This window comes from Rhizobium sp. RSm-3, from assembly GCF_001854685.1.
GTDB classification, from domain to species: Bacteria; Pseudomonadota; Alphaproteobacteria; order Rhizobiales; family Rhizobiaceae; genus Rhizobium; species Rhizobium ecuadorense.
This window is the reverse complement of record NZ_MAWZ01000001.1, coordinates 552,210-569,775: the sequence shown is the minus strand read 5'-3', so window position 1 is coordinate 569,775 and position 17,566 is coordinate 552,210. Positions and strand designations below refer to the sequence as shown.

The 17,566-nt window shown below is 62.7% G+C and carries 16 protein-coding genes, 1 tRNA gene and 1 riboswitch; of the genes, 5 read left to right on the top strand and 12 right to left on the bottom strand.

The window, feature by feature from the left end; translation table 11 throughout:
* Positions 1 to 136 precede the first annotated feature (136 nt).
* Positions 137 to 2,140: a methyl-accepting chemotaxis protein gene (locus BBJ66_RS02790; RefSeq protein WP_071084817.1), complete on the top strand. Its 2,004-nt coding sequence runs from the start codon at positions 137 to 139 to the stop codon at positions 2,138 to 2,140.
* A 205-nt stretch (positions 2,141 to 2,345) separates the two neighbouring features.
* Here the strand turns inward: BBJ66_RS02790 and BBJ66_RS02785 are convergent, their stop codons facing one another.
* Positions 2,346 to 2,726, bottom strand: coding sequence for a VOC family protein (locus tag BBJ66_RS02785; protein ID WP_071084815.1), 381 nt, complete (start codon positions 2,724 to 2,726; stop codon positions 2,346 to 2,348).
* A 334-nt stretch (positions 2,727 to 3,060) separates the two neighbouring features.
* On the opposite strand from BBJ66_RS02785, the gene BBJ66_RS02780 reads away from it, so the two are divergent.
* Positions 3,061 to 3,339: a hypothetical protein gene (locus tag BBJ66_RS02780; RefSeq protein ID WP_003588766.1), complete on the top strand. Its 279-nt coding sequence runs from the start codon at positions 3,061 to 3,063 to the stop codon at positions 3,337 to 3,339.
* Positions 3,340 to 3,362: 23 nt separating this feature from the next.
* On the opposite strand, the gene BBJ66_RS02775 is transcribed toward BBJ66_RS02780, so the two are convergent.
* Both BBJ66_RS02775 and BBJ66_RS02770 read right to left on the bottom strand, forming a co-directional pair.
* Positions 3,363 to 3,436: transfer RNA gene (locus tag BBJ66_RS02775), tRNA-Gly, on the bottom strand.
* Between the two features lie 59 nt (positions 3,437 to 3,495).
* Positions 3,496 to 4,590 carry a 2'-deoxycytidine 5'-triphosphate deaminase gene (locus BBJ66_RS02770; RefSeq protein WP_071084814.1) on the bottom strand — a complete coding sequence of 365 codons (1,095 nt, stop codon included), beginning with the start codon at positions 4,588 to 4,590 and terminating at the stop codon, positions 3,496 to 3,498.
* Positions 4,591 to 4,664: 74 nt separating this feature from the next.
* Positions 4,665 to 4,743, top strand: a riboswitch (SAM riboswitch).
* A 42-nt stretch (positions 4,744 to 4,785) separates the two neighbouring features.
* Here BBJ66_RS02770 and BBJ66_RS02765 point away from each other — a divergent pair.
* Complete coding sequence (locus tag BBJ66_RS02765) at positions 4,786 to 5,970, top strand: O-succinylhomoserine sulfhydrylase (RefSeq protein ID WP_071084813.1); 1,185 nt, start codon at positions 4,786 to 4,788, stop codon at positions 5,968 to 5,970.
* Positions 5,971 to 6,226: 256 nt separating this feature from the next.
* Positions 6,227 to 6,619, top strand: a complete 393-nt coding sequence (gene apaG, locus BBJ66_RS02760; RefSeq protein WP_049732266.1) for a Co2+/Mg2+ efflux protein ApaG — start codon at positions 6,227 to 6,229, stop codon at positions 6,617 to 6,619.
* Positions 6,620 to 7,020: 401 nt separating this feature from the next.
* Here apaG and BBJ66_RS02755 read toward each other — a convergent pair whose 3' ends face one another.
* The 4 genes from BBJ66_RS02755 to BBJ66_RS02740 form a co-directional block, all read right to left on the bottom strand.
* Complete coding sequence (locus tag BBJ66_RS02755) at positions 7,021 to 7,608, bottom strand: hypothetical protein (RefSeq protein WP_071084811.1); 588 nt, start codon at positions 7,606 to 7,608, stop codon at positions 7,021 to 7,023.
* Between the two features lie 187 nt (positions 7,609 to 7,795).
* Complete coding sequence (locus tag BBJ66_RS02750) at positions 7,796 to 8,788, bottom strand: Hsp33 family molecular chaperone (RefSeq protein WP_071084810.1); 993 nt, start codon at positions 8,786 to 8,788, stop codon at positions 7,796 to 7,798.
* 88 nt (positions 8,789 to 8,876) lie between these two features.
* Positions 8,877 to 9,791, bottom strand: a complete 915-nt coding sequence (gene argF / locus BBJ66_RS02745) for an ornithine carbamoyltransferase (RefSeq protein WP_003570603.1) — start codon at positions 9,789 to 9,791, stop codon at positions 8,877 to 8,879.
* Between the two features lie 36 nt (positions 9,792 to 9,827).
* Entirely contained in the window at positions 9,828 to 11,027 is a 1,200-nt protein-coding gene (locus BBJ66_RS02740) for an aspartate aminotransferase family protein (protein WP_071084808.1), read from the bottom strand.
* Between the two features lie 425 nt (positions 11,028 to 11,452).
* Here BBJ66_RS02740 and BBJ66_RS02735 point away from each other — a divergent pair, with 425 nt between their 5' ends.
* Complete coding sequence (locus tag BBJ66_RS02735) at positions 11,453 to 11,986, top strand: GcrA family cell cycle regulator (protein ID WP_071084806.1); 534 nt, start codon at positions 11,453 to 11,455, stop codon at positions 11,984 to 11,986.
* 273 nt (positions 11,987 to 12,259) lie between these two features.
* Here BBJ66_RS02735 and phoB read toward each other — a convergent pair whose 3' ends face one another.
* The 5 genes from phoB to pstC form a co-directional block, all read right to left on the bottom strand.
* Positions 12,260 to 12,943: a phosphate regulon transcriptional regulator PhoB gene (gene phoB, locus BBJ66_RS02730; RefSeq protein ID WP_003570612.1), complete on the bottom strand. Its 684-nt coding sequence runs from the start codon at positions 12,941 to 12,943 to the stop codon at positions 12,260 to 12,262.
* Between the two features lie 137 nt (positions 12,944 to 13,080).
* Positions 13,081 to 13,794 (bottom strand): phosphate signaling complex protein PhoU, encoded by a 714-nt coding sequence (phoU, locus tag BBJ66_RS02725; RefSeq protein ID WP_003570614.1) that lies wholly within the window; start codon positions 13,792 to 13,794, stop codon positions 13,081 to 13,083.
* A 44-nt stretch (positions 13,795 to 13,838) separates the two neighbouring features.
* Entirely contained in the window at positions 13,839 to 14,654 is an 816-nt protein-coding gene (gene pstB / locus BBJ66_RS02720; protein ID WP_049732262.1) for a phosphate ABC transporter ATP-binding protein PstB, read from the bottom strand.
* 15 nt (positions 14,655 to 14,669) lie between these two features.
* Positions 14,670 to 15,992, bottom strand: a complete 1,323-nt coding sequence (gene pstA, locus BBJ66_RS02715) for a phosphate ABC transporter permease PstA (RefSeq protein ID WP_071084804.1) — start codon at positions 15,990 to 15,992, stop codon at positions 14,670 to 14,672.
* Complete coding sequence (pstC, locus tag BBJ66_RS02710; RefSeq protein ID WP_071084803.1) at positions 15,989 to 17,470, bottom strand: phosphate ABC transporter permease subunit PstC; 1,482 nt, start codon at positions 17,468 to 17,470, stop codon at positions 15,989 to 15,991. Before pstC ends, pstA begins: the two co-directional genes overlap by 4 nt.
* Positions 17,471 to 17,566 lie beyond the last annotated feature (96 nt).

Below are 17,566 nucleotides of genomic sequence, written 5' to 3'. Positions count from 1 at the left end.
CCGCCGGCCGATTGCATGATGCATGCGTCAACTCCGCCATAATCCCTGAGCCGCGACACTCACGCGGCGCTCTGTTTGAAACAATTCATTTCAAAGCACCGGGCGCGCGACGCCCGGTCAACCGGGTGACATTTCCATGTTGAAGCATCTGAAAATCCGCACGAAAATGATATCGGTCGTGGCGCTGCTCGGGCTGATCACGATGGCCGGGCTGGTCTATGTCATCGCCGAGTTCCGCCGTGCGGACGCCGCCTACAGCGCCTTCATCGATCATGAAGCGCTGGCCTCGATGCAGGGCGCGCGCGCCAGCGCCTCGCTGGTGGCCTCGGTGCTGCAGGTCACCCTGCTTGCCGAGATGAAGCCCGATACGCCGGCTTTCGACACAGCGCTCGCCGCGCCGAGCAGGCTGCCGCAGGCCCGTGACCGGATGAAAGATGCGCTGGCGCTGGTGCCCAGCCGCAAGGCGGCGATCGATGACATTCAGGCCGGCATCGATGAGATCGAAACGCTGGCGAACAAGATTATCGAGCAGAGCAAAGCCAAGGACAGCGCCGGGGCGCTGGCGAATGTTGCGCTGATCAATGCCAAGCTCAATGCGCTGATACCGAAGTTGACCGCCAACAATGATGCGATGATGGCGATGCTCAACGACGGCGGCGATGCGCTTTCGGCTTCGGTCAACGAGCGGATCGTCTTCTGCCTCTTTCTGATCGGCATTGCCGTGCTCGCCGCCGTCGGCTTCAGCGTCGTCGTCGCCCAGATCGGCATTGCCGGCCCGATGACGCAGTTGCGCCAGCGCATGACCCGGCTTGCCGAGGGCGATACCACAAGCGATGTCGGCGGCCTCGACCGCGGCGACGAAGTCGGTCAGATGGCAAAGGCCGTCTCGATCTTCCGCGACAATGCGATCGAGCGTGGGCGGATCGAGGCGCGCGCCGAGGCCGACCGTAACCTCAGTGACAGCGAACGCCGCGAACGCGACGCGCAGAGAACCCGAGAAGCAGCCGAACTCGAAGGCGCCGTGACCGCGCTCGGCGACGGTCTGCGCCGGCTTGCCGCCGGCGATCTCGCCTCGCATATCGACCAGCCTTTCGTCGCCCATCTCGATGCGCTGCGCGAGGATTTCAACAACTCGGTCGAGAAGCTCAACGAGGCGCTGCATACGGTCGGCGCCAATGCCCGGGCGATCGGCGCCGGCGCCAACGAAATTCGGTCTTCGGCAGACGAGCTTTCCCGGCGGACGGAACAGCAGTCGGCCTCCGTCGAAGAGACGGCGGCGGCGCTGGAGGAGATCACCACCACGGTGCGCGACGCCGCCAGGCGCGCCGAGGAGGCGAGCCAGCTCGTCGCCCGCACCCGCCTCGGCGCCGAAAAGTCCGGCGAGATCGTCCGCAGGGCCGTCTCCGCCATGCAGCAGATCGAAAAATCCTCGGGCGAGATTTCCAACATCATCGGCGTCATCGACGACATCGCCTTCCAGACCAATCTTCTGGCCTTGAACGCCGGCGTCGAAGCCGCGCGCGCCGGCGAAGCCGGCAAGGGCTTTGCGGTCGTCGCCCAGGAGGTGCGCGAGCTCGCCCAGCGCTCGGCCAAGGCGGCAAAGGAAATCAAGGACCTGATCACCAATTCCGGCACGCATGTGCAGACCGGCGTCTCGCTGGTCGGTGAAACCGGCAAGGCGCTCGATTCGATCGTCCAGGAAGTGCAGGAAATCAACCAGCACGTCCACGCCATCGCCGAAGCCTCGCGTGAACAGTCGATCGGCCTGCAGGAGATCAACACCGCCGTCAACACCATGGACCAGGGCACACAGCAGAACGCGGCGATGGTCGAACAGTCGACGGCCGCCAGCCACAGCCTCGCCACGGAAGCGACGGCGCTGAACAACCTGCTCGGCCAATTCCGGCTGACGGGCACCGCGGGCTTTGCCGCCGCTGCACCGATCGCCTCGACCCGGCCGTCAGCACCCGCACCACGCACCGCCGCGCGCCCGGTGGCCAAGGCACCCGCAATCCGCGTCGCTCGGGAAGGTGCGGCCCGCCCGACCGCCTCGCCCGCCCGCGCCCTCGGCCAAACCCTCGCCAACGCCTTCGGCGGCGGCGCGCCGAAAAGCCAGGATGGGGACTGGACGGAGTTCTGAGGCACGGCCGTTCAGTTCGCGCCCGAAGCCTGCCCCTCACCCTAACCCTCTCCCCGTAAACGGGGCGAGGGGACGTGCCATGCGCGAGGCTAGCGAGGAACGGAGAGGTTGCCGCTTTTCCCCTTCGCCCCGCTAGCGGGGAGAAGGTGGCGGCAGCCGGATGAGGGGCAAGCGGCGGCCGCCGCCCTTCCTTTTCGGATCTCGTCTAACCCGGCCGCCACCCCACCTCGACAAGGATATTCCCCGGCGCCGTGCAATAAAACAGCCAGCCGCCGCGCATGGCGGCCGGCGGGCCGGAGAGTGCCGCGCCGGCGGCGACGAGCCCGGCATGGACCGCATCGACATCCGCCCTTTCGGGCAGGATGAAGCCGATATGATAGGTTTGGCGTCCTATCTCCACTTGGTCGGCGGCGCCGAACTTGGCGATGGCGTGGCTGAGGACGATTTCGAGGCCGGCATCGTCCTCCATGATCGCCAGGCCGTTGTTGCCGCGCATATCCTTGAGCGTCAGGCCGAAATGGCGGATGAAGAAATCCGCCGTCTCAGTGATATCGGGTACGTGAAAATCGAGATGGTTCAGGCGCATGACAGTCTCCGTTCAAAAAAATCCCGGGACTGCCTTTTGCCGTCTCCGCACGCCGCCGGGATCCCGCATTGCATGCGGATCACGTCGCGGGTTCTCGTGCCAAGGGCCACGGAGCAGAGCTTCTAGAGAGCGCTGATGACGCCCTGACGGAAGGGATCGGGCTTACCTCAACCGATCCTGCCTTTTTCGACGCTGCCGATCTAGCAGACAGCTCCAGTTTCGGCAATGGAAGCGGTGCTTCTCGAAGGATTGCAACTTGCCACGCCGTTTGCATGATGCGCCGGCGCCAATAGAGAGTAAGATCGCATCGCTCGGCGCACCGGAAGGGATGAACATGAAACCCGCACTCATCGGCCTCATCGGCATCCTCATTCTCAGCGGGTGCAGCACCGTAACCTACAGCGGCCCCGGCCTTGAGCCGATCCCGGGAAGCATCACCTATAGTGGCCAGCCGCGCAGCAAGCTCACCAAATCACCTGTTGGTTCGGCCTTTCCGCATGATTTCATCGACCAATACGGCCAACAGGTTGAAGAAACCTACATCATCCAGCCCGATCGCAGCCTGATCATCGCGCACCGCCGATACAAGCCGATCCGGTTTTTTGGGGATTAGAAGAAGCTCGTTGGAAAGGTCGCTGGAGCGGGTGAAGGGAATCGAACCCTCGTATTCAGCTTGGGAAGCTGCTGCTCTACCATTGAGCTACACCCGCGATGCGCTGAGATTTCCAACAGATGGGGGCCGCTGTCAAGTCGCGTCGAGTGCTGCTTGTCAGATGCGGAAGTGCTTCGAGAGTTTGAGGCCCTGGGCCTGGTAGTTGGAGCCGAGGCCGGAGCCGTAGAGGCTCGCCGGTTTTTCCTGCATGTGTTCGTAGACCAGGCGGCCGACGATCTGGCCGTCTTCGAGGATGAAGGGCACTTCGTGGCTGCGCACTTCGAGCACGGCGCGGCTGCCGCGGCCGCCGGCCGGCGCGTGGCCGAAGCCCGGGTCGAAAAAGCCGGCATAATGGACGCGGAATTCGCCGACCAGCGGGTCGAAGGGGGTCATTTCGGCGGCATAATCCGGCGGCACATGCACGGCCTCGCGCGAGACGAGGATATAGAACTCATCAGGATCGAGGATCAGTTCGTTGCGGCCGCGGCTATAGAGCGGCTCCCAGAAGTCGAAGATATCGTGCTGATCTTTCTCGTCGACATCGACGACGGCGGTGTGGTGCTTGCCGCGATAACCGATCAGGCCGTCCTTGTCTCCGCTGAGATCGATCGACAGCGCGATGCCGCCGCCCGAGACGTTCGGCTGCTTGCTGGCGACCAGCGTCTCGCTTTCATGCAGTTTCAGAAGTTCCGGCTCGCCGAGCAGCGAATGGCCGACGCGGAAGCGGATCTGCGACAGGCGCGAGCCGCGGCGCACGACGATCGGGAAGGTGCGCGGGCTGATTTCCAGATAGAGCGGGCCGGCATAGCCAGCCGGGATCTTGTCGAATTCCTGGGCGTAATCGGTGATGACGCGGGTGAAAATGTCCAGTCGGCCGGTCGAGCTCTTCGGGTTGGCCGAGGCGGACATTTCGGCCGGCAGTGCCAGGCTCTCCATTAGCGGCACGATGTAGACGCAGCCGGTTTCGAGCACCGCGCCTTCGGAAAGGTCGATCACATGCAGGCTGAGGCGATCGAGCTTGTCCGACACCAGATGCGAGGGGCCGGGCATGAAGCTGGCGCGCACCCGAAAAGCCTTGGCGCCTAAGCGCAGGTCGAGGCTTGCCGGCTGGATCTGGTCGCGGTCCAGCTCCCGTTCGGAGATCAGACGCCCCGTTTCGAACAGCGCCGATATCGCGCGGTCCGCCAGAATTCCCGTTTCACGAGCCATCATGCCTCATCCATCATTTTGCCGCCGACAAAACCAAATACGGGGAATTGACGCAAGCAGCTAACAGCAGTATTGCAGAATTATCCCGTGGTGATTTGGCCGGTCGGCTTGCAGCCACGTTAAACAAGTGGCTAAAAAGACCGGGTTGAAACCGGTCTGCTTTTGCGACCGGTTTTTTTGTTATGTGAAGGTGATGGCATGAGCAAGACCTGGCGCCCGGCAACCCAACTCGTCCACGGCGGAACCTTGCGTTCGCAATATGGCGAGACATCCGAGGCAATCTATCTCACGCAGGGCTTCGTCTACGACACGTCCGAGGCGGCCGAAGCCCGCTTCAAGGGCGAGACGGACGGTTACATCTACGCCCGCTACGGCAGCCCGACCAACGACATGTTCGAAAAGCGCATGTGCATGCTCGAAGGCGCCGAAGACGCCCGCGCCACTGCCTCCGGCATGGCTGCCGTCAGCGCGGCCATCCTCTGCCAGGTCAAGGCGGGTGACCATATCGTTGCCGCGCGCGCCCTCTTCGGCTCCTGCCGCTGGGTGGTGGAAACATTGGCGCCGAAGTACGGCGTTGAATGCACGCTGGTCGACGGCCGGGATCTTGCCAACTGGGAAAAGGCGATCCGGCCGAACACCAAGGTGTTCTTCCTGGAAAGCCCGACCAACCCGACGCTTGAGGTGGTCGATATCGCAGGCGTTGCCAAGCTCGCCAACCAGATCGGCGCCAAGGTCGTCGTCGACAACGTTTTCGCGACACCGCTCTTCCAGAAGCCGCTGGATCTCGGCGCCCATATCGTCGTCTATTCCGCCACCAAGCACATCGACGGCCAGGGCCGGTGCCTCGGCGGCGTCGTTCTGGCCGACAAGGACTGGATCGACGAGAACCTGCACGACTATTTCCGCCATACCGGCCCGGCCATGTCGCCGTTCAATGCCTGGACCCTGCTGAAGGGCATCGAGACGCTGCCGCTGCGCGTCAAGCAGCAGACGCAGAATGCGGCGAAGATCGCCGATTTCCTCGCCGAGCAAGGCAAGGTCGCCAAGGTGATCTATCCCGGCCGCAAGGACCATCCGCAGGCCGATATCATCGCCAAGCAGATGACCGGCGGCTCGACCCTCGTCGCCTTCGAGCTGAAGGGCGGCAAGGAGGCGGCCTTCGCGCTGCAGAACGCGCTCGAGATCATCAAGATTTCCAACAATCTCGGCGACAGCAAGAGCCTGATCACCCATCCGGCGACGACGACGCACAAGAACCTGTCGGAAGAGGCGCGCGCCGAACTCGGCATTTCCCCGGGCACGGTCCGCCTTTCGGCCGGCATCGAGGATACCGACGACCTGATCGAGGATTTCGCCAAGGCGCTTGCCAAGGTCTCGGCCTGATCGACGACAATGGCGGCCGGACCTCATTTGGGGTTCGGCTTGCCAGGGTTCGGCCGGGCCGGACTTCTCGAAGATCCGGCCGGGGGAACAAGTTCGGCCGTGCCGGCGTTCGGAATTGGAATTAACGCTGACAATTAGGCTTAACGATCGAAACACCTTCGATCATGACCGTTTTATTCACGATCAACGTTCCGTTTCTTGACGGACAGGCCCTCTTATAAGATACGGGTAACATATCTTGACTAAGGTGCAAGGCATGTATCGCGCCCTCACAAAAGATATCGAAGTCGTCGTCGAACCATTCTATCTGGAGGAGCAATCCGATCCGGACGACGATCGCTATGTCTGGGGTTACCGGATTGTCATCAGCAACAATTCCGGCATCGCCGTCCGCCTGGTCAACCGCTACTGGAATATCACCGACCAGAACGGACAAGTCGACGAGGTGACCGGCCCCGGCGTCGTCGGCGAACAGCCGCGTCTCAGCCCCGGCGACACCTACGAATATTCCTCCGGCTGCCCGCTCGACACCCCCTCCGGCCTGATGTTCGGCCACTATCAGATGGAAACGGACGAAGGCGAGATGTTCGATGTCGACATCCCCGCCTTCTCGCTGGATTCACCAGGGCTGCTGCGCGTGCTGAACTGACGTGCGTAGGTTCGCGGTCGCTTCGTGAGCGCGAACATGAATGCCGTGCTTGCCGCATGGGTCCTCGGGTCAAGCCCGAGGACGACGGAGGGTGGGGACACCGACCGGCAAGAGGCGGGAGCTGGGAGCAAATTCATCAAAAGTGTGCAGCGGTTTTGTTGGGAGTGGTTTGCTTTACCTGCTTCTCACGCACAATCGCTTGCGCATTTTGCTGGAATTCCGAGACGTCCCGCCTCTTGCCGCTCGTTTCTCGCCACCTTCCGTCGTCCTCGGGCTTGACCCGAGGACCCATGCGGCAAGCACTGCGCGTAGATGCGGCCGAATGCAGCCTTCCAGTCAGTGCCAACATGGACGCCGTACCCGCGGCCGCGGATCCTCAGCCTTGACCGGTCAACAACCGACTAAAGGTCAAAAGGATCCGAGGCCTGGGTGCCTGGCTTTGCTTCGAACGGATCTTTTGATTGGGGCGGTGCCGGCTGTTTTGCGACCGCAGCGTTTACCGCCTTCTGGCAGGTGAGCAACTCACCCGTTGCCCTGACGGAGTTTTTCAAACTCAGGGCAACAATCTGTTTTCCGTTAAAGGTGGCGCGAAAACTCAGTTTACGAGCGAACTCGGCAATGAGACCGGAATCCTTGAAATCGATCCATAGTCCCTTGAAGCCATCAAGATCGAGAGCGCTCGCATTCGCCGTCCATTGAGAACGATCTAACGACAGTTCGATGGGATATTGCTTTCCCACTTCCAAGGATTTCCAGTTCGGATTTGCGAACACTATGTAAAAGGGGCTTTCCTTTTTTGAATAATTGAGGCCCAGACGAAAAACGGTGCCGTCATCAAAGGACGTGAGAACAAAACAGCCGTTGCCTAAGGTCGGATCGACAGCCACAGTCCAGCCGCCAACCTCTTTCCATTTGATTGTTTCGTCGTCAGCCAAGACAATTCGTGGCATCGCAGCCATGAATGCGAGTACAAAATACAAAAGACGCATTGAGGCCCCATCCCCCAAGAACCAGCTGGGATAATAGGGGCACAGTGACTACCAAAAGTCGAGTCACCGTGCTGCATCATCGCCAATCTTTTGTATCGGTTCTAAAGCTCTTTGTTTTGATGCATGTCGTCATCCCGGAACCGCTGCACACTTCCGGGCGACATGCATTAAACGTGCTCAACCGAGCCTACTCAGCCGGCTGAAGTTCGACCGGCTCGAAGCGGTAGGTGGTCGAGCAGAATTCGCAGGTGACGGCGATCTCGCCGTCTTCCTGGCTGGCCTCGATCTCCTCGGCGGTGAAGCCTTTCAGCACGCCCTTGATCTTGTCGCGCGAACAGCTGCAGCGGTCGAAGACCGCGCGCGGTTCGTAGACGCGAACACCGCGCTCGTGGAACAGGCGGAACAGCAGCCGCTCGGTGCCGACCTGGGGGTCGGTCAACTCGTCGGCATCTATGGTTTCGACCAGCGAGCGCGCTTCGGTCCAGGCATCGTCCTCGCCATGCGGGCGGCTGCCGGTGTCGCCGTCGCCTCCATGCAGATCGGGCTGGCGCATGCGCTCCGGCGCCTCCGGCAGGAACTGGGCGACAAGGCCGCCGGCCCGCCAGCGATGGCGCGGCTTGCCCGCCTCGTCGCGGTCGAGCAGTTCGGCCGCGGCCAGGCGCACGCGCGTCGGGATCTGCTCCGACTGGCGGAAATAGACGCCGGCGATCTCCTCCAGCGAGGTGCCGTCCAGCGCGACGATGCCCTGATAGGGCTGGCCGAACTTGCCCTGGTCGATGGTGAAGGCGAGCACGCCACGGCCGAGCAACTGCTCCGGTTCGGTTTCGCCAGCTTCAACGGCCTTGTTGAGCAGCGCCTGATCGAAACGGGCATAGGCGCGGACATTTTCCGGCGTCGAGAAATCGGCGACGAGAAGATCGACCGGGCCATCGCCCTTGGTCTGCACCGTGAACTTGCCGTCGAACTTCAGCGATGTGCCGAGCAGCACCGTCAGCACCACGACTTCGGCGAGCAGCCGGGCGACGGGGGCGGGGTAATGATGGCGCTCGAGGATCGCATCGAGCATCGGGCCGAGCTGGACGGCGCGGCCGCGCACATCCAGACCCTCCACCTGAAAGGGGACGACATGGTCATCGCCGGCGAAATCGAACTGGCCGAGGGCGGCTGCAGCTTCTGCCATGGATTCACTCCTAGTTTTCAAGCGAAAGGACAGGGTGCCCTTCGCTCGCGCGGCCGCGCGTTTTTCACACGCGGCGTCCGATTATGGTTCAGATCGCGCCCAGGCACCAAGCAAGAATCGACTTCTGCGCATGAAGACGGTTTTCCGCCTCATCGAAGACCACGGATTGCGGGCCGTCGATCACCTCGTCCGTCACTTCCTCGCCGCGATGCGCGGGCAGGCAATGCATGAACAATGCATCGCTGCCGGCCTTCGCCATCAAGGCCGCGTTGACCTGGTAAGGCTGGAAGACGTTGTGACCCCGGGCCCGATGTTCCTGATTCATGGAGACCCAGGTATCGGTCACCACGCAATCGACGCCTTCGACCGCTCGGTCGGCATCATGGCAGAGCATGATTTCGGCGCCCTCATTGCGGGCCCAGTTCAGATAGTGATCCTTGGGCTCCGAACCAAGGGGTACGGCCATGTTCATGCGATAGCCGAAACGCGCAGCACCCTCGACCAGCGAATGCAGCACATTGTTGCCGTCGCCGGTCCAGGCGATGGTCTTGCCCTTGATCGGGCCGCGATGCTCTTCGAAGGTCATAATATCGGCCATGATCTGGCAGGGATGGGTATCATCCGTCAGCGCATTGATCACCGGCACGGTGGCATGTTCGGCAAGCTCCTTGAGCCTGGAATGCTCGGTGGTGCGGATCATGATCGCATCGACATAACGCGACAGCACCTTGGCGGTGTCGCCGATCGTCTCGGCGCGGCCGAGCTGCATCTCGGTGCCGGATAGAAACAGCGTTTCACCGCCGAGCTGGCGCATGCCGACATCGAAGGAGACGCGGGTGCGCGTCGACGGTTTCTCGAAGATCATCGCCAGCATCTTGCCGGCGAGCGGCTTGTCGCCCTTGCCGGCCTTGAAGGCCTGCTTGCGGGCGAGCGCATCGTTCATGATGGTTCTGAGGTCGGCTGAGGTGACGGCCGAAAGATCGAGGAAATGTTTAGGAGCCATGTTCTTACCTGTCGTGCGCCCGCAGGCACAATCCTTTCAAGCCGTCTTCTTGACCTTGGAGGCGCGGATGCTCTCGGCGGCGCGTTCGATGCGGGCAAGGCCCTCGCGGGCTTCCTCGGCGGTGACGACGAGGGGCGGGAGAAGGCGGATGACGTTGTCGCCGGCGGGCACGCCGAGCAGATGCGCGGCGCGGATCGCCTGCAGCAGTTCAGCCGAGGGAATAGCGGCCTTGACGCCGAGCAGCAGCCCCTCGCCTCGGATATCCTCGATCACATCGGGATAACGATCCTTCAGCGAGGCGAGGCCCTGGCGGAAAACGAGTGCGACGTCGCGCACCTGCTGGAGGAAGCCTTCGGCGAGGATGATGTCGAGCACGGCGCCACCGACGGCCATGGCGAGCGGATTGCCGCCATAGGTCGAGCCGTGCGTGCCGGCCTGCATGCCGGAGGCGGCCTCTGCGGTGGCCAGGCAGGCGCCGAGCGGGAAACCGCCGCCGATGCCCTTGGCGACCGCCATGATATCGGGCGTCACGCCCGACCACTCATGGGCAAAGAGCTTGCCGGTGCGGCCGACGCCGGTCTGGACCTCGTCGAGGATCAGCAGCAGGCCGTTTTCGTCGCAGATCTGGCGCAGCGCCCTCATGAATTCGGGGGTGGCGGGGCGCACACCGCCCTCGCCCTGCACCGGCTCGATGAGGATGGCCGCCGTCGCATCGGTGATGGCGGCGCGGACCGCTTCGATATCGCCGAAAGCCACCTGATCGAAACCCGGCGCCTTTGGGCCGAAACCTTCGAGATATTTCTCCTGGCCGCCGGCGGCGATGGTCGCCAGCGTGCGCCCATGGAAGGCGCCTTCGAAGGTGATGACATGGAAGCGCTCGGGATGGCCCTTGGAAAACTGGTAGCGGCGCGCCGTCTTGATCGCGCATTCAAGCGCCTCGGCGCCCGAATTGGTGAAGAACACCTTGTCAGCGAAGGTCGCGTCCGTCAGCCGCTTGGCCAGGCGCTCCTGGCCGGGGATTTCATAGATGTTGGAGAGGTGCCAGACCTTGTCGGCCTGCTCCTTCAAGGCGCCGACCACATGCGGGTTGCTGTGTCCGACCGAGGTGACGGCGACGCCGGCGCCGAAATCGAGATAACGCTCGCCGCCTTCGGTGATCAGCCATACGCCCTCGCCTCGCTCGAACCGCAGCGGGGCACGAGAATAGGTGTCATAAAGCGGCGCGGCTTCGGCCATGGCGCGGGTCTCCCGATCAGCGTTATCTAGCAACGGACTCCGGCTAAGAAAACCAGGCCCGAAAAATCAAAAATGCCGCCTTGCGGCGGCCAGCGGTACTATTTCCTTTTCGCGCTGCAATGTCAACAAAACTGCGCCCTTAGCGCATGCAGCAAGCTTGTACAGCGGTGTTTTCGACCTTCAACAGGCAATATTGCAGAAATGACACGCCGGGGCAGCAAGTTGGGGAAAACTCCGAATTCGATTCATCCGGATTCATGCGACTCTTGTCACGGAGTCAGGCTCACACTAGGTTAAAGTTCAATTACTAGACTGCATGCGGCGGAACTAGTCACCAAAATTGATCAGGCGTTTCTTGTTTCGGAGGCTTCCGGGACAACGGTGAGGGATTCTGCCATCACCAACGCGAAAGGTGGAGACAGGGCATGAACTGGACAGACGAGCGGGTCGAGAAACTCAAGAAGCTTTGGGCCGAAGGACTGAGCGCCAGCCAGATCGCGGCACAACTTGGCGGCGTCAGCAGAAACGCCGTGATCGGCAAGGTACACAGGCTGAGCCTTCCCGGCCGCGCCAAGGCCGGCGGCACCGCCGCCACGGCGCGGACGCCGAAACGCAATACATCTGCGCCGCGCGCGCCGAACTACGCCTCCCGGATCGCCACCCGCACCGTTACCCGCCAGCAGGGCGCGACGATGCTGAAGGAAGAGATCGAGATCGAAACGGTCGAGGAAATGGAATACGTGCCGAAGGGCAACGTGGTCGTGCCGATCTCGCGCCGCCTCGGCCTGACGGAACTGACCGAACGCACCTGCAAATGGCCGGTCGGCGATCCGCTGAAGGACGACTTCCACTTCTGCGGCTGCGAGTCCCCGGACAATTCGCCCTATTGCAGCTACCACCAGAAACTCGCCTACCAGCCGATCAACGAACGCCGCCGGGCAGCGGCGCGGGCAAGCTGAGCGGGTAAGGCATTATCGAGATGCAAAAACGGGCTGCAAGGCCCGTTTTTTTGTGAGTGCGTTGGGTGTGGCTGCCCCTCCGCCTGCCGGCACCTTCTCCCCGCGCGCGGGGCGAAGGGGATATGCCGCAACCTCTCGGCCCTCACCCACCTCTCGCAGAGGCACGTCCCCTCGCCCCGTTTACGGGGGTCCGAAGGACGGGTCGAGACGCGTGGCTCGACCCCGGTCGGTTAGGGTGAGGGGCGGAGCTTGCTCGACTTTGTCAGATACCCCTCAGGCTTCCATTGAATAGCCGGCGCCGCGGACGGTACGGATGACGTCTTGCATGTTGGAGAAGTTCAGCGCCTTGCGCAGGCGGCCGACATGGACGTCGACGGTGCGTTCGTCGACATAGATGTCGTGGCCCCAGACGCCGTCCAAGAGCTGCGAGCGGGAGAAGACCCGGCCGGGCGACGACATCAGGAATTCCAGCAGGCGGAATTCGGTGGGGCCGAGGCGGACTTCGCGGCTCTTGCGGTGGACGCGGTGGGTTTCGCGGTCGAGTTCGATATCGCCGCATTTCAGCACGGTCGACAGCACCTCGGGGCGGGCACGGCGCAGCATCGCCTTGACGCGGGCAACGAGCTCGGGGGTCGAGAAGGGCTTGACGACGTAATCGTCGGCTCCGGTCGACAGTCCGCGGACACGTTCGCTCTCTTCGCCGCGCGCCGTCAGCATGATGATCGGCAGGCGCTCGGTTTCCGGCCGCATGCGCAGGCGCCGGCAAAGCTCGATGCCGGAGACGCCGGGCAGCATCCAGTCGAGGATGAGAAGGTCGGGCGTGCGCTCCTGAAGCCTGATTTCGGCCTCGTCGCCACGAAGGATGGTATCGACCTCGAAGCCCTCAGCTTCGAGATTGTAGCGGAGAAGCACGCTCAGGGCTTCCTCGTCTTCAACAACTGCAACTCTCGGGATCATGCGTGTCGGTCTCCTCGCGCATGATCCTTAAACCGGGGGTGATTTAAGCAATGCATCCTGCGCAAATTCACAAAAATCGGCTGCGACCTCTTTGCGCGCCCCACATGGGCGCGCACGCAATCGTCTGGTTTAGGCGGTTATTCCGTGACCGCGCCGACGGTGTTGGCGCTGTCGTCCTTCGGACGGTCACCTTCCGGCTGGGCGCCGGTCGCCATGTAATAGATTGTCTCGGCAATGTTGGTGGCGTGGTCGCCGATGCGCTCGATGTTCTTGGCGCAGAAGAGAAGATGCGTGCAGCTGGTGATGTTGCGCGGATCTTCCATCATGTAGGTCAAGAGCTCCCGGAACAGCGAGGTGTACATCGCGTCGATCTCGTTGTCGCGCTCGCGGATCGCACTCGCCTTGTCGGCGGCGCGTGTCGTGTAGACGTCGAGCACTTCCTTGAGCTGGACGAGCGCCAGCTCGGAGAGATGCTCGAGGCCGCGGGCGAGCTTGCGGGGAACGCCGGTGCTCTGCACGGCGATGACGCGCTTGGCGGTGTTCTTGCCGAGGTCGCCGACGCGTTCGAGATCGGCGGCGATGCGGATCGAACCCATGATTTCGCGCAGGTCGGCGGCCATCGGCTGACGGCGGGCGATGGTGACGATCGCCTTGTCGCCGATTTCGCGCTCGGCGTGATCGAGGATCACGTCGTCGGAGATGACCTTCTGGGCGAGCGCCGTATCGCCGTTGACCAGCGCCCGGACGGATTCGGCGACCATCTGCTCGGCCAGGCCGCCCATTTCGGAAATCCGCCGGGACAGGAACTTCAGATCATCATCATAGGCAGAATAAATATGTGTCGATGCCATGGGGCTTTATCCTCGAATAACGGGAAGGCTTGGTGACGCCAAAATCAGCCGAAGCGACCCATGATGTAGTCCTGGGTGCGCGGATCGTCGGGATTGGTGAACATCTTGTCGGTGTCGTTCTCCTCGACCAGATTGCCGAGGTGGAACATGGCGGTGCGCTGCGAAACGCGCGCGGCCTGCTGCATGGAGTGGGTGACGATGACGATCGTGTAGTTCTCGCGCAGTTCGTGGATCAGCTCCTCGACCTTGGCGGTGGCGATCGGGTCGAGCGCCGAGCAGGGCTCGTCCATCAGGATGACTTCAGGGCTGACGGCGACGGCGCGCGCAATGCAGAGACGCTGCTGCTGACCGCCCGACAGGCCGGTGCCGGATTCGTGCACGCGGTCCTTGACCTCGTTCCAGAGGCCGGCGCGCTGCAGGCTGGTCTCGACGATCTGGTCGAGATCGGCCTTCGACTTGGCAAGGCCATGGATGCGCGGGCCGTAGGAGACGTTTTCGTAGATCGTCTTCGGGAACGGGTTCGGCTTCTGGAAGACCATGCCGACGCGGGCGCGCAGTTCGACGACGTCGATATCGGGATCATAGATATCGTCGCCGTCCAGCGTGATCTTGCCGGCGACGCGGCAACCGTCGATCGTGTCGTTCATGCGGTTCAGGCTCCGCAGGAAGGTCGACTTGCCGCAGCCGGACGGGCCGATCAGCGCGGTTACGGTGTTTTCGCGGATGTTCAGGTTCACATCGAAAAGCGCCCGCTTCTCGCCGTAGTAAACCGAGACATCCTGGCCGATCATCTTATACGGGACGTTGCTCATCTTCTGATCCAGCGCCTTTTCAACTGCAGCTTCCGTCAACATGTTCATGATCTGTAACTCCGTTTACCAGCGGCGCTCGAAGCGACGACGCAAGAGGATGGCGCCCATGTTCATGACGATCAGGAACAGGAGCAGGACGATGATGGCACCCGAAGTACGCTCGACGAAGGCCCGTTCGGCCTCGTTGGCCCACATATAGACCTGCACCGGCAGGGCCGTCGAGGGATCGAGCGGTGTCGTCGGCGCGTTGGCGACGAAGGCGACCATGCCGATCAGGAGCAGCGGCGCGGTTTCGCCGAGCGCGTGCGCCAGGCCGATGATCGTGCCGGTCAAGATGCCGGGCATGGCGAGCGGCAGAACATGGTGGAACACCATCTGCATCTTCGAAGCGCCGAGGCCAAGCGCTGCGGCGCGGATCGACGGCGGCACAGCGCGGAGCGCCGCACGGGTGGCGATGATGATCGTCGGCAGGGTCATCAGCGTCAGCACCAGGCCGCCGACCAGCGAAGCCGAACGCGGCATGCCGACGAAGTTGATGAAGACGGATAGGCCGAGCAGACCGTAGACGATCGAAGGGACGGCGGCGAGGTTGTTGATATTGACCTCGATCAGGTCGGTCAGCCGGTTCTTCGGGGCAAACTCCTCGAGATAGATCGAGGCGGCAACGCCGATCGGCAGAGCGAGCGCCAGCACGATCAGCATCAGGTAGAGCGAGCCGATGAGGGCGACGCCAAGGCCTGCAGCCTCAGGACGGCTGGAATTGCCGTTGACGAAGAGGCCGGTGTTGAACTGCTTGTGCAGAGCGCCGCTCGCCTTCAGCTCGTTCATCCAGCCAACCTGCTTGTCGTTGACCTTGCGGTTCTTCTCATCGACCGAAAGGTCGATCTGGCCCTTGTTGGCGCTGTCGACATTGGCGTCGGCGAGCACGGTGACATTGACCGTCTTGCCGATGATCGTCGGGTCGGCGACGACCATGTCGCGCAGCTGGATCGGCGCGCCCTTGGAGAGCATGGCGGCTGCATCGCGCACGTCAGGCTTGCTCGAGGCGTTGATATTCAGCTGCTTGACGATCGCGTCGCGCAGCAGAACCGGATAATTGGCGGCAATCAGCACCGAAGGGTCGGTCGCACGCTTATTGCTGGGGTCGATCGTCTTCTCGGCAAATTCGATCGGCAGGGTGATCGCCGTCTGCTGGAAGGCGGTGTAGCCTTTGCCGATCACCGTCCACAGCAGGATGAACAGGAAGACGAGACCGAAGGTGATGGCGGCGATGCCATAGGCCTGGAACCGGCGTTCGGCGGCGTAGCGGCGCTTGATGCCGATATCGCGGCGCGCTGGCGCCTTGGAGACGGTGACGCCTGATGTGGGAGAAACAATATCCGTCATTCGTACTGCTCCCGGTATTTGCGCACGATGTAGAGCGCATAGATGTTGAGGCAAAGCGTGATGCAGAACAGCGTGATGCCAAGAGCGAAAGCAACCAGCGTCTGCGGCGAGGTGAACTCGAGGTCGCCGGTCAGCTGATTGACGATCTTGACGGTCACCGTCGTCATCGGCTCGAAAGGATTGATCTGGATGCGGGCGGCGACACCGGCGGCCAGCACGACGATCATGGTTTCGCCGATGGCGCGCGAGGCGGTCATCAGCAGCGCGCCGACGATGCCGGGAAGTGCTGCCGGCAAAACCACCTTCTTGATGGTTTCGGAGCGGGTGGCGCCGAGACCGAGCGAACCGTCACGCAGTGCCCGCGGCACGGCGGTGATGATGTCGTCCGACAGCGAGGAGACGTAGGGGATCAGCATGATGCCCATGACGATGCCGGCGGTCAGGACGCTCTGCGCCTGGATGAAGTTGGTGTAGTTGCCGGAGAGCAGGCCGCTGATCTGAGCGGAGAAATCGCGCAGGAACGGGCCGACGGTGACGAGCGCGAAGAAGCCGTAGACGATCGTGGGAATGCCGGCCAGCACTTCGAGCAGCGGCTTGGCGATCCCGCGCAGCTTCGGCGAGGCGTATTCGGCCATGTAGATGGCGGCGAAGAGGCCGACCGGCACGGCGACCAGCATGGCGACCAGGCCGATATAAAGCGTGCCGAGCAGCAGCGGGATTAGGCCGAACTGGCCGAAGGACGAGCTGCCGGCGCCGGCAAAACGCGGATCCCAGACCGTGCCGAAGAAGAAGTCGGCGGCGGGAACGGCGGCAAAGAAGCGCGCGGCTTCCGACAGCATCGAGAACACGATGCCGATCGTCGTCAGGATGGCGATCGACGAGGCGAGCAGCAGGCCCCAGAGCATGACGCGCTCGACCCGATTGCGGGCCCGGAAGCGCGGCGCGATGGCGCGCAGCGCATAGAAGGCGCCGGCAACGGCGAGAATGAAGACGACCACCGTCATGGCGAGGCGGCTCGTTGCGCTCATGGCGTTGAGCGTCTTGGCGGCGCCGAGCATGTAAGGCAGCGGCTGGCCGGCAAGCGGCACGCCCTTTTCGCTCAGCTTGGCCTGGAGAGCCGCCGGATCCCCGGCGACCGCGGCGGTTTCATCCGCGGTCAGCATCGTCAGACCGCGGGCGACCGTCGCCACCATGGAATAACCCAGATCCTGCTCGACTGCAGCTTGCGCCTTGACCTCCTCAGGGAAGTGGCTGCGCACCGAGGATTGGATGATGCCGGGGCTGACCGAGAGCCAGACGCAAAGCACGATGAGGGCGGGAAGAACCGCCCAGATCGCCGCATAGGCGCCGTAATAGGCCGGCCGTGAATGCAATGCGGAGGACCGGCCTCCGGCAAGTGCCGTGGCCCGGCTGCGCGCGACCAGATAGGCGGCGGCGCCGATCACCACAAGGCACAGAAGTATGACGGATGTGCTCATTCGTTACGTCCCCAGGCCATAGCCCCAAAAAGCCCAATCATGCGGAATGAATTCAACCCTGCACCGGAAACGCCGGCGCCAGGATTTAAGGCAATG

What these genes read in the sequence shown, in the direction of transcription:
- BBJ66_RS02790 (WP_071084817.1), top strand. Translation starts at nt 137, where the DNA reads ATGTTGAAGCATCTGAAAATCCGCACGAAAATGATATCGGTCGTGGCG.
- BBJ66_RS02785 (WP_071084815.1), bottom strand. Translation starts at nt 2,726, where the DNA reads ATGCGCCTGAACCATCTCGATTTTCACGTACCCGATATCACTGAGACG.
- BBJ66_RS02780 (WP_003588766.1), top strand. Translation starts at nt 3,061, where the DNA reads ATGAAACCCGCACTCATCGGCCTCATCGGCATCCTCATTCTCAGCGGG.
- BBJ66_RS02770 (WP_071084814.1), bottom strand. Translation starts at nt 4,590, where the DNA reads ATGATGGCTCGTGAAACGGGAATTCTGGCGGACCGCGCGATATCGGCG.
- BBJ66_RS02765 (WP_071084813.1), top strand. Translation starts at nt 4,786, where the DNA reads ATGAGCAAGACCTGGCGCCCGGCAACCCAACTCGTCCACGGCGGAACC.
- apaG (WP_049732266.1), top strand. Translation starts at nt 6,227, where the DNA reads ATGTATCGCGCCCTCACAAAAGATATCGAAGTCGTCGTCGAACCATTC.
- BBJ66_RS02755 (WP_071084811.1), bottom strand. Translation starts at nt 7,608, where the DNA reads ATGCGTCTTTTGTATTTTGTACTCGCATTCATGGCTGCGATGCCACGA.
- BBJ66_RS02750 (WP_071084810.1), bottom strand. Translation starts at nt 8,788, where the DNA reads ATGGCAGAAGCTGCAGCCGCCCTCGGCCAGTTCGATTTCGCCGGCGAT.
- argF (WP_003570603.1), bottom strand. Translation starts at nt 9,791, where the DNA reads ATGGCTCCTAAACATTTCCTCGATCTTTCGGCCGTCACCTCAGCCGAC.
- BBJ66_RS02740 (WP_071084808.1), bottom strand. Translation starts at nt 11,027, where the DNA reads ATGGCCGAAGCCGCGCCGCTTTATGACACCTATTCTCGTGCCCCGCTG.
- BBJ66_RS02735 (WP_071084806.1), top strand. Translation starts at nt 11,453, where the DNA reads ATGAACTGGACAGACGAGCGGGTCGAGAAACTCAAGAAGCTTTGGGCC.
- phoB (WP_003570612.1), bottom strand. Translation starts at nt 12,943, where the DNA reads ATGATCCCGAGAGTTGCAGTTGTTGAAGACGAGGAAGCCCTGAGCGTG.
- phoU (WP_003570614.1), bottom strand. Translation starts at nt 13,794, where the DNA reads ATGGCATCGACACATATTTATTCTGCCTATGATGATGATCTGAAGTTC.
- pstB (WP_049732262.1), bottom strand. Translation starts at nt 14,654, where the DNA reads ATGAACATGTTGACGGAAGCTGCAGTTGAAAAGGCGCTGGATCAGAAG.
- pstA (WP_071084804.1), bottom strand. Translation starts at nt 15,992, where the DNA reads ATGACGGATATTGTTTCTCCCACATCAGGCGTCACCGTCTCCAAGGCG.
- pstC (WP_071084803.1), bottom strand. Translation starts at nt 17,470, where the DNA reads ATGAGCACATCCGTCATACTTCTGTGCCTTGTGGTGATCGGCGCCGCC.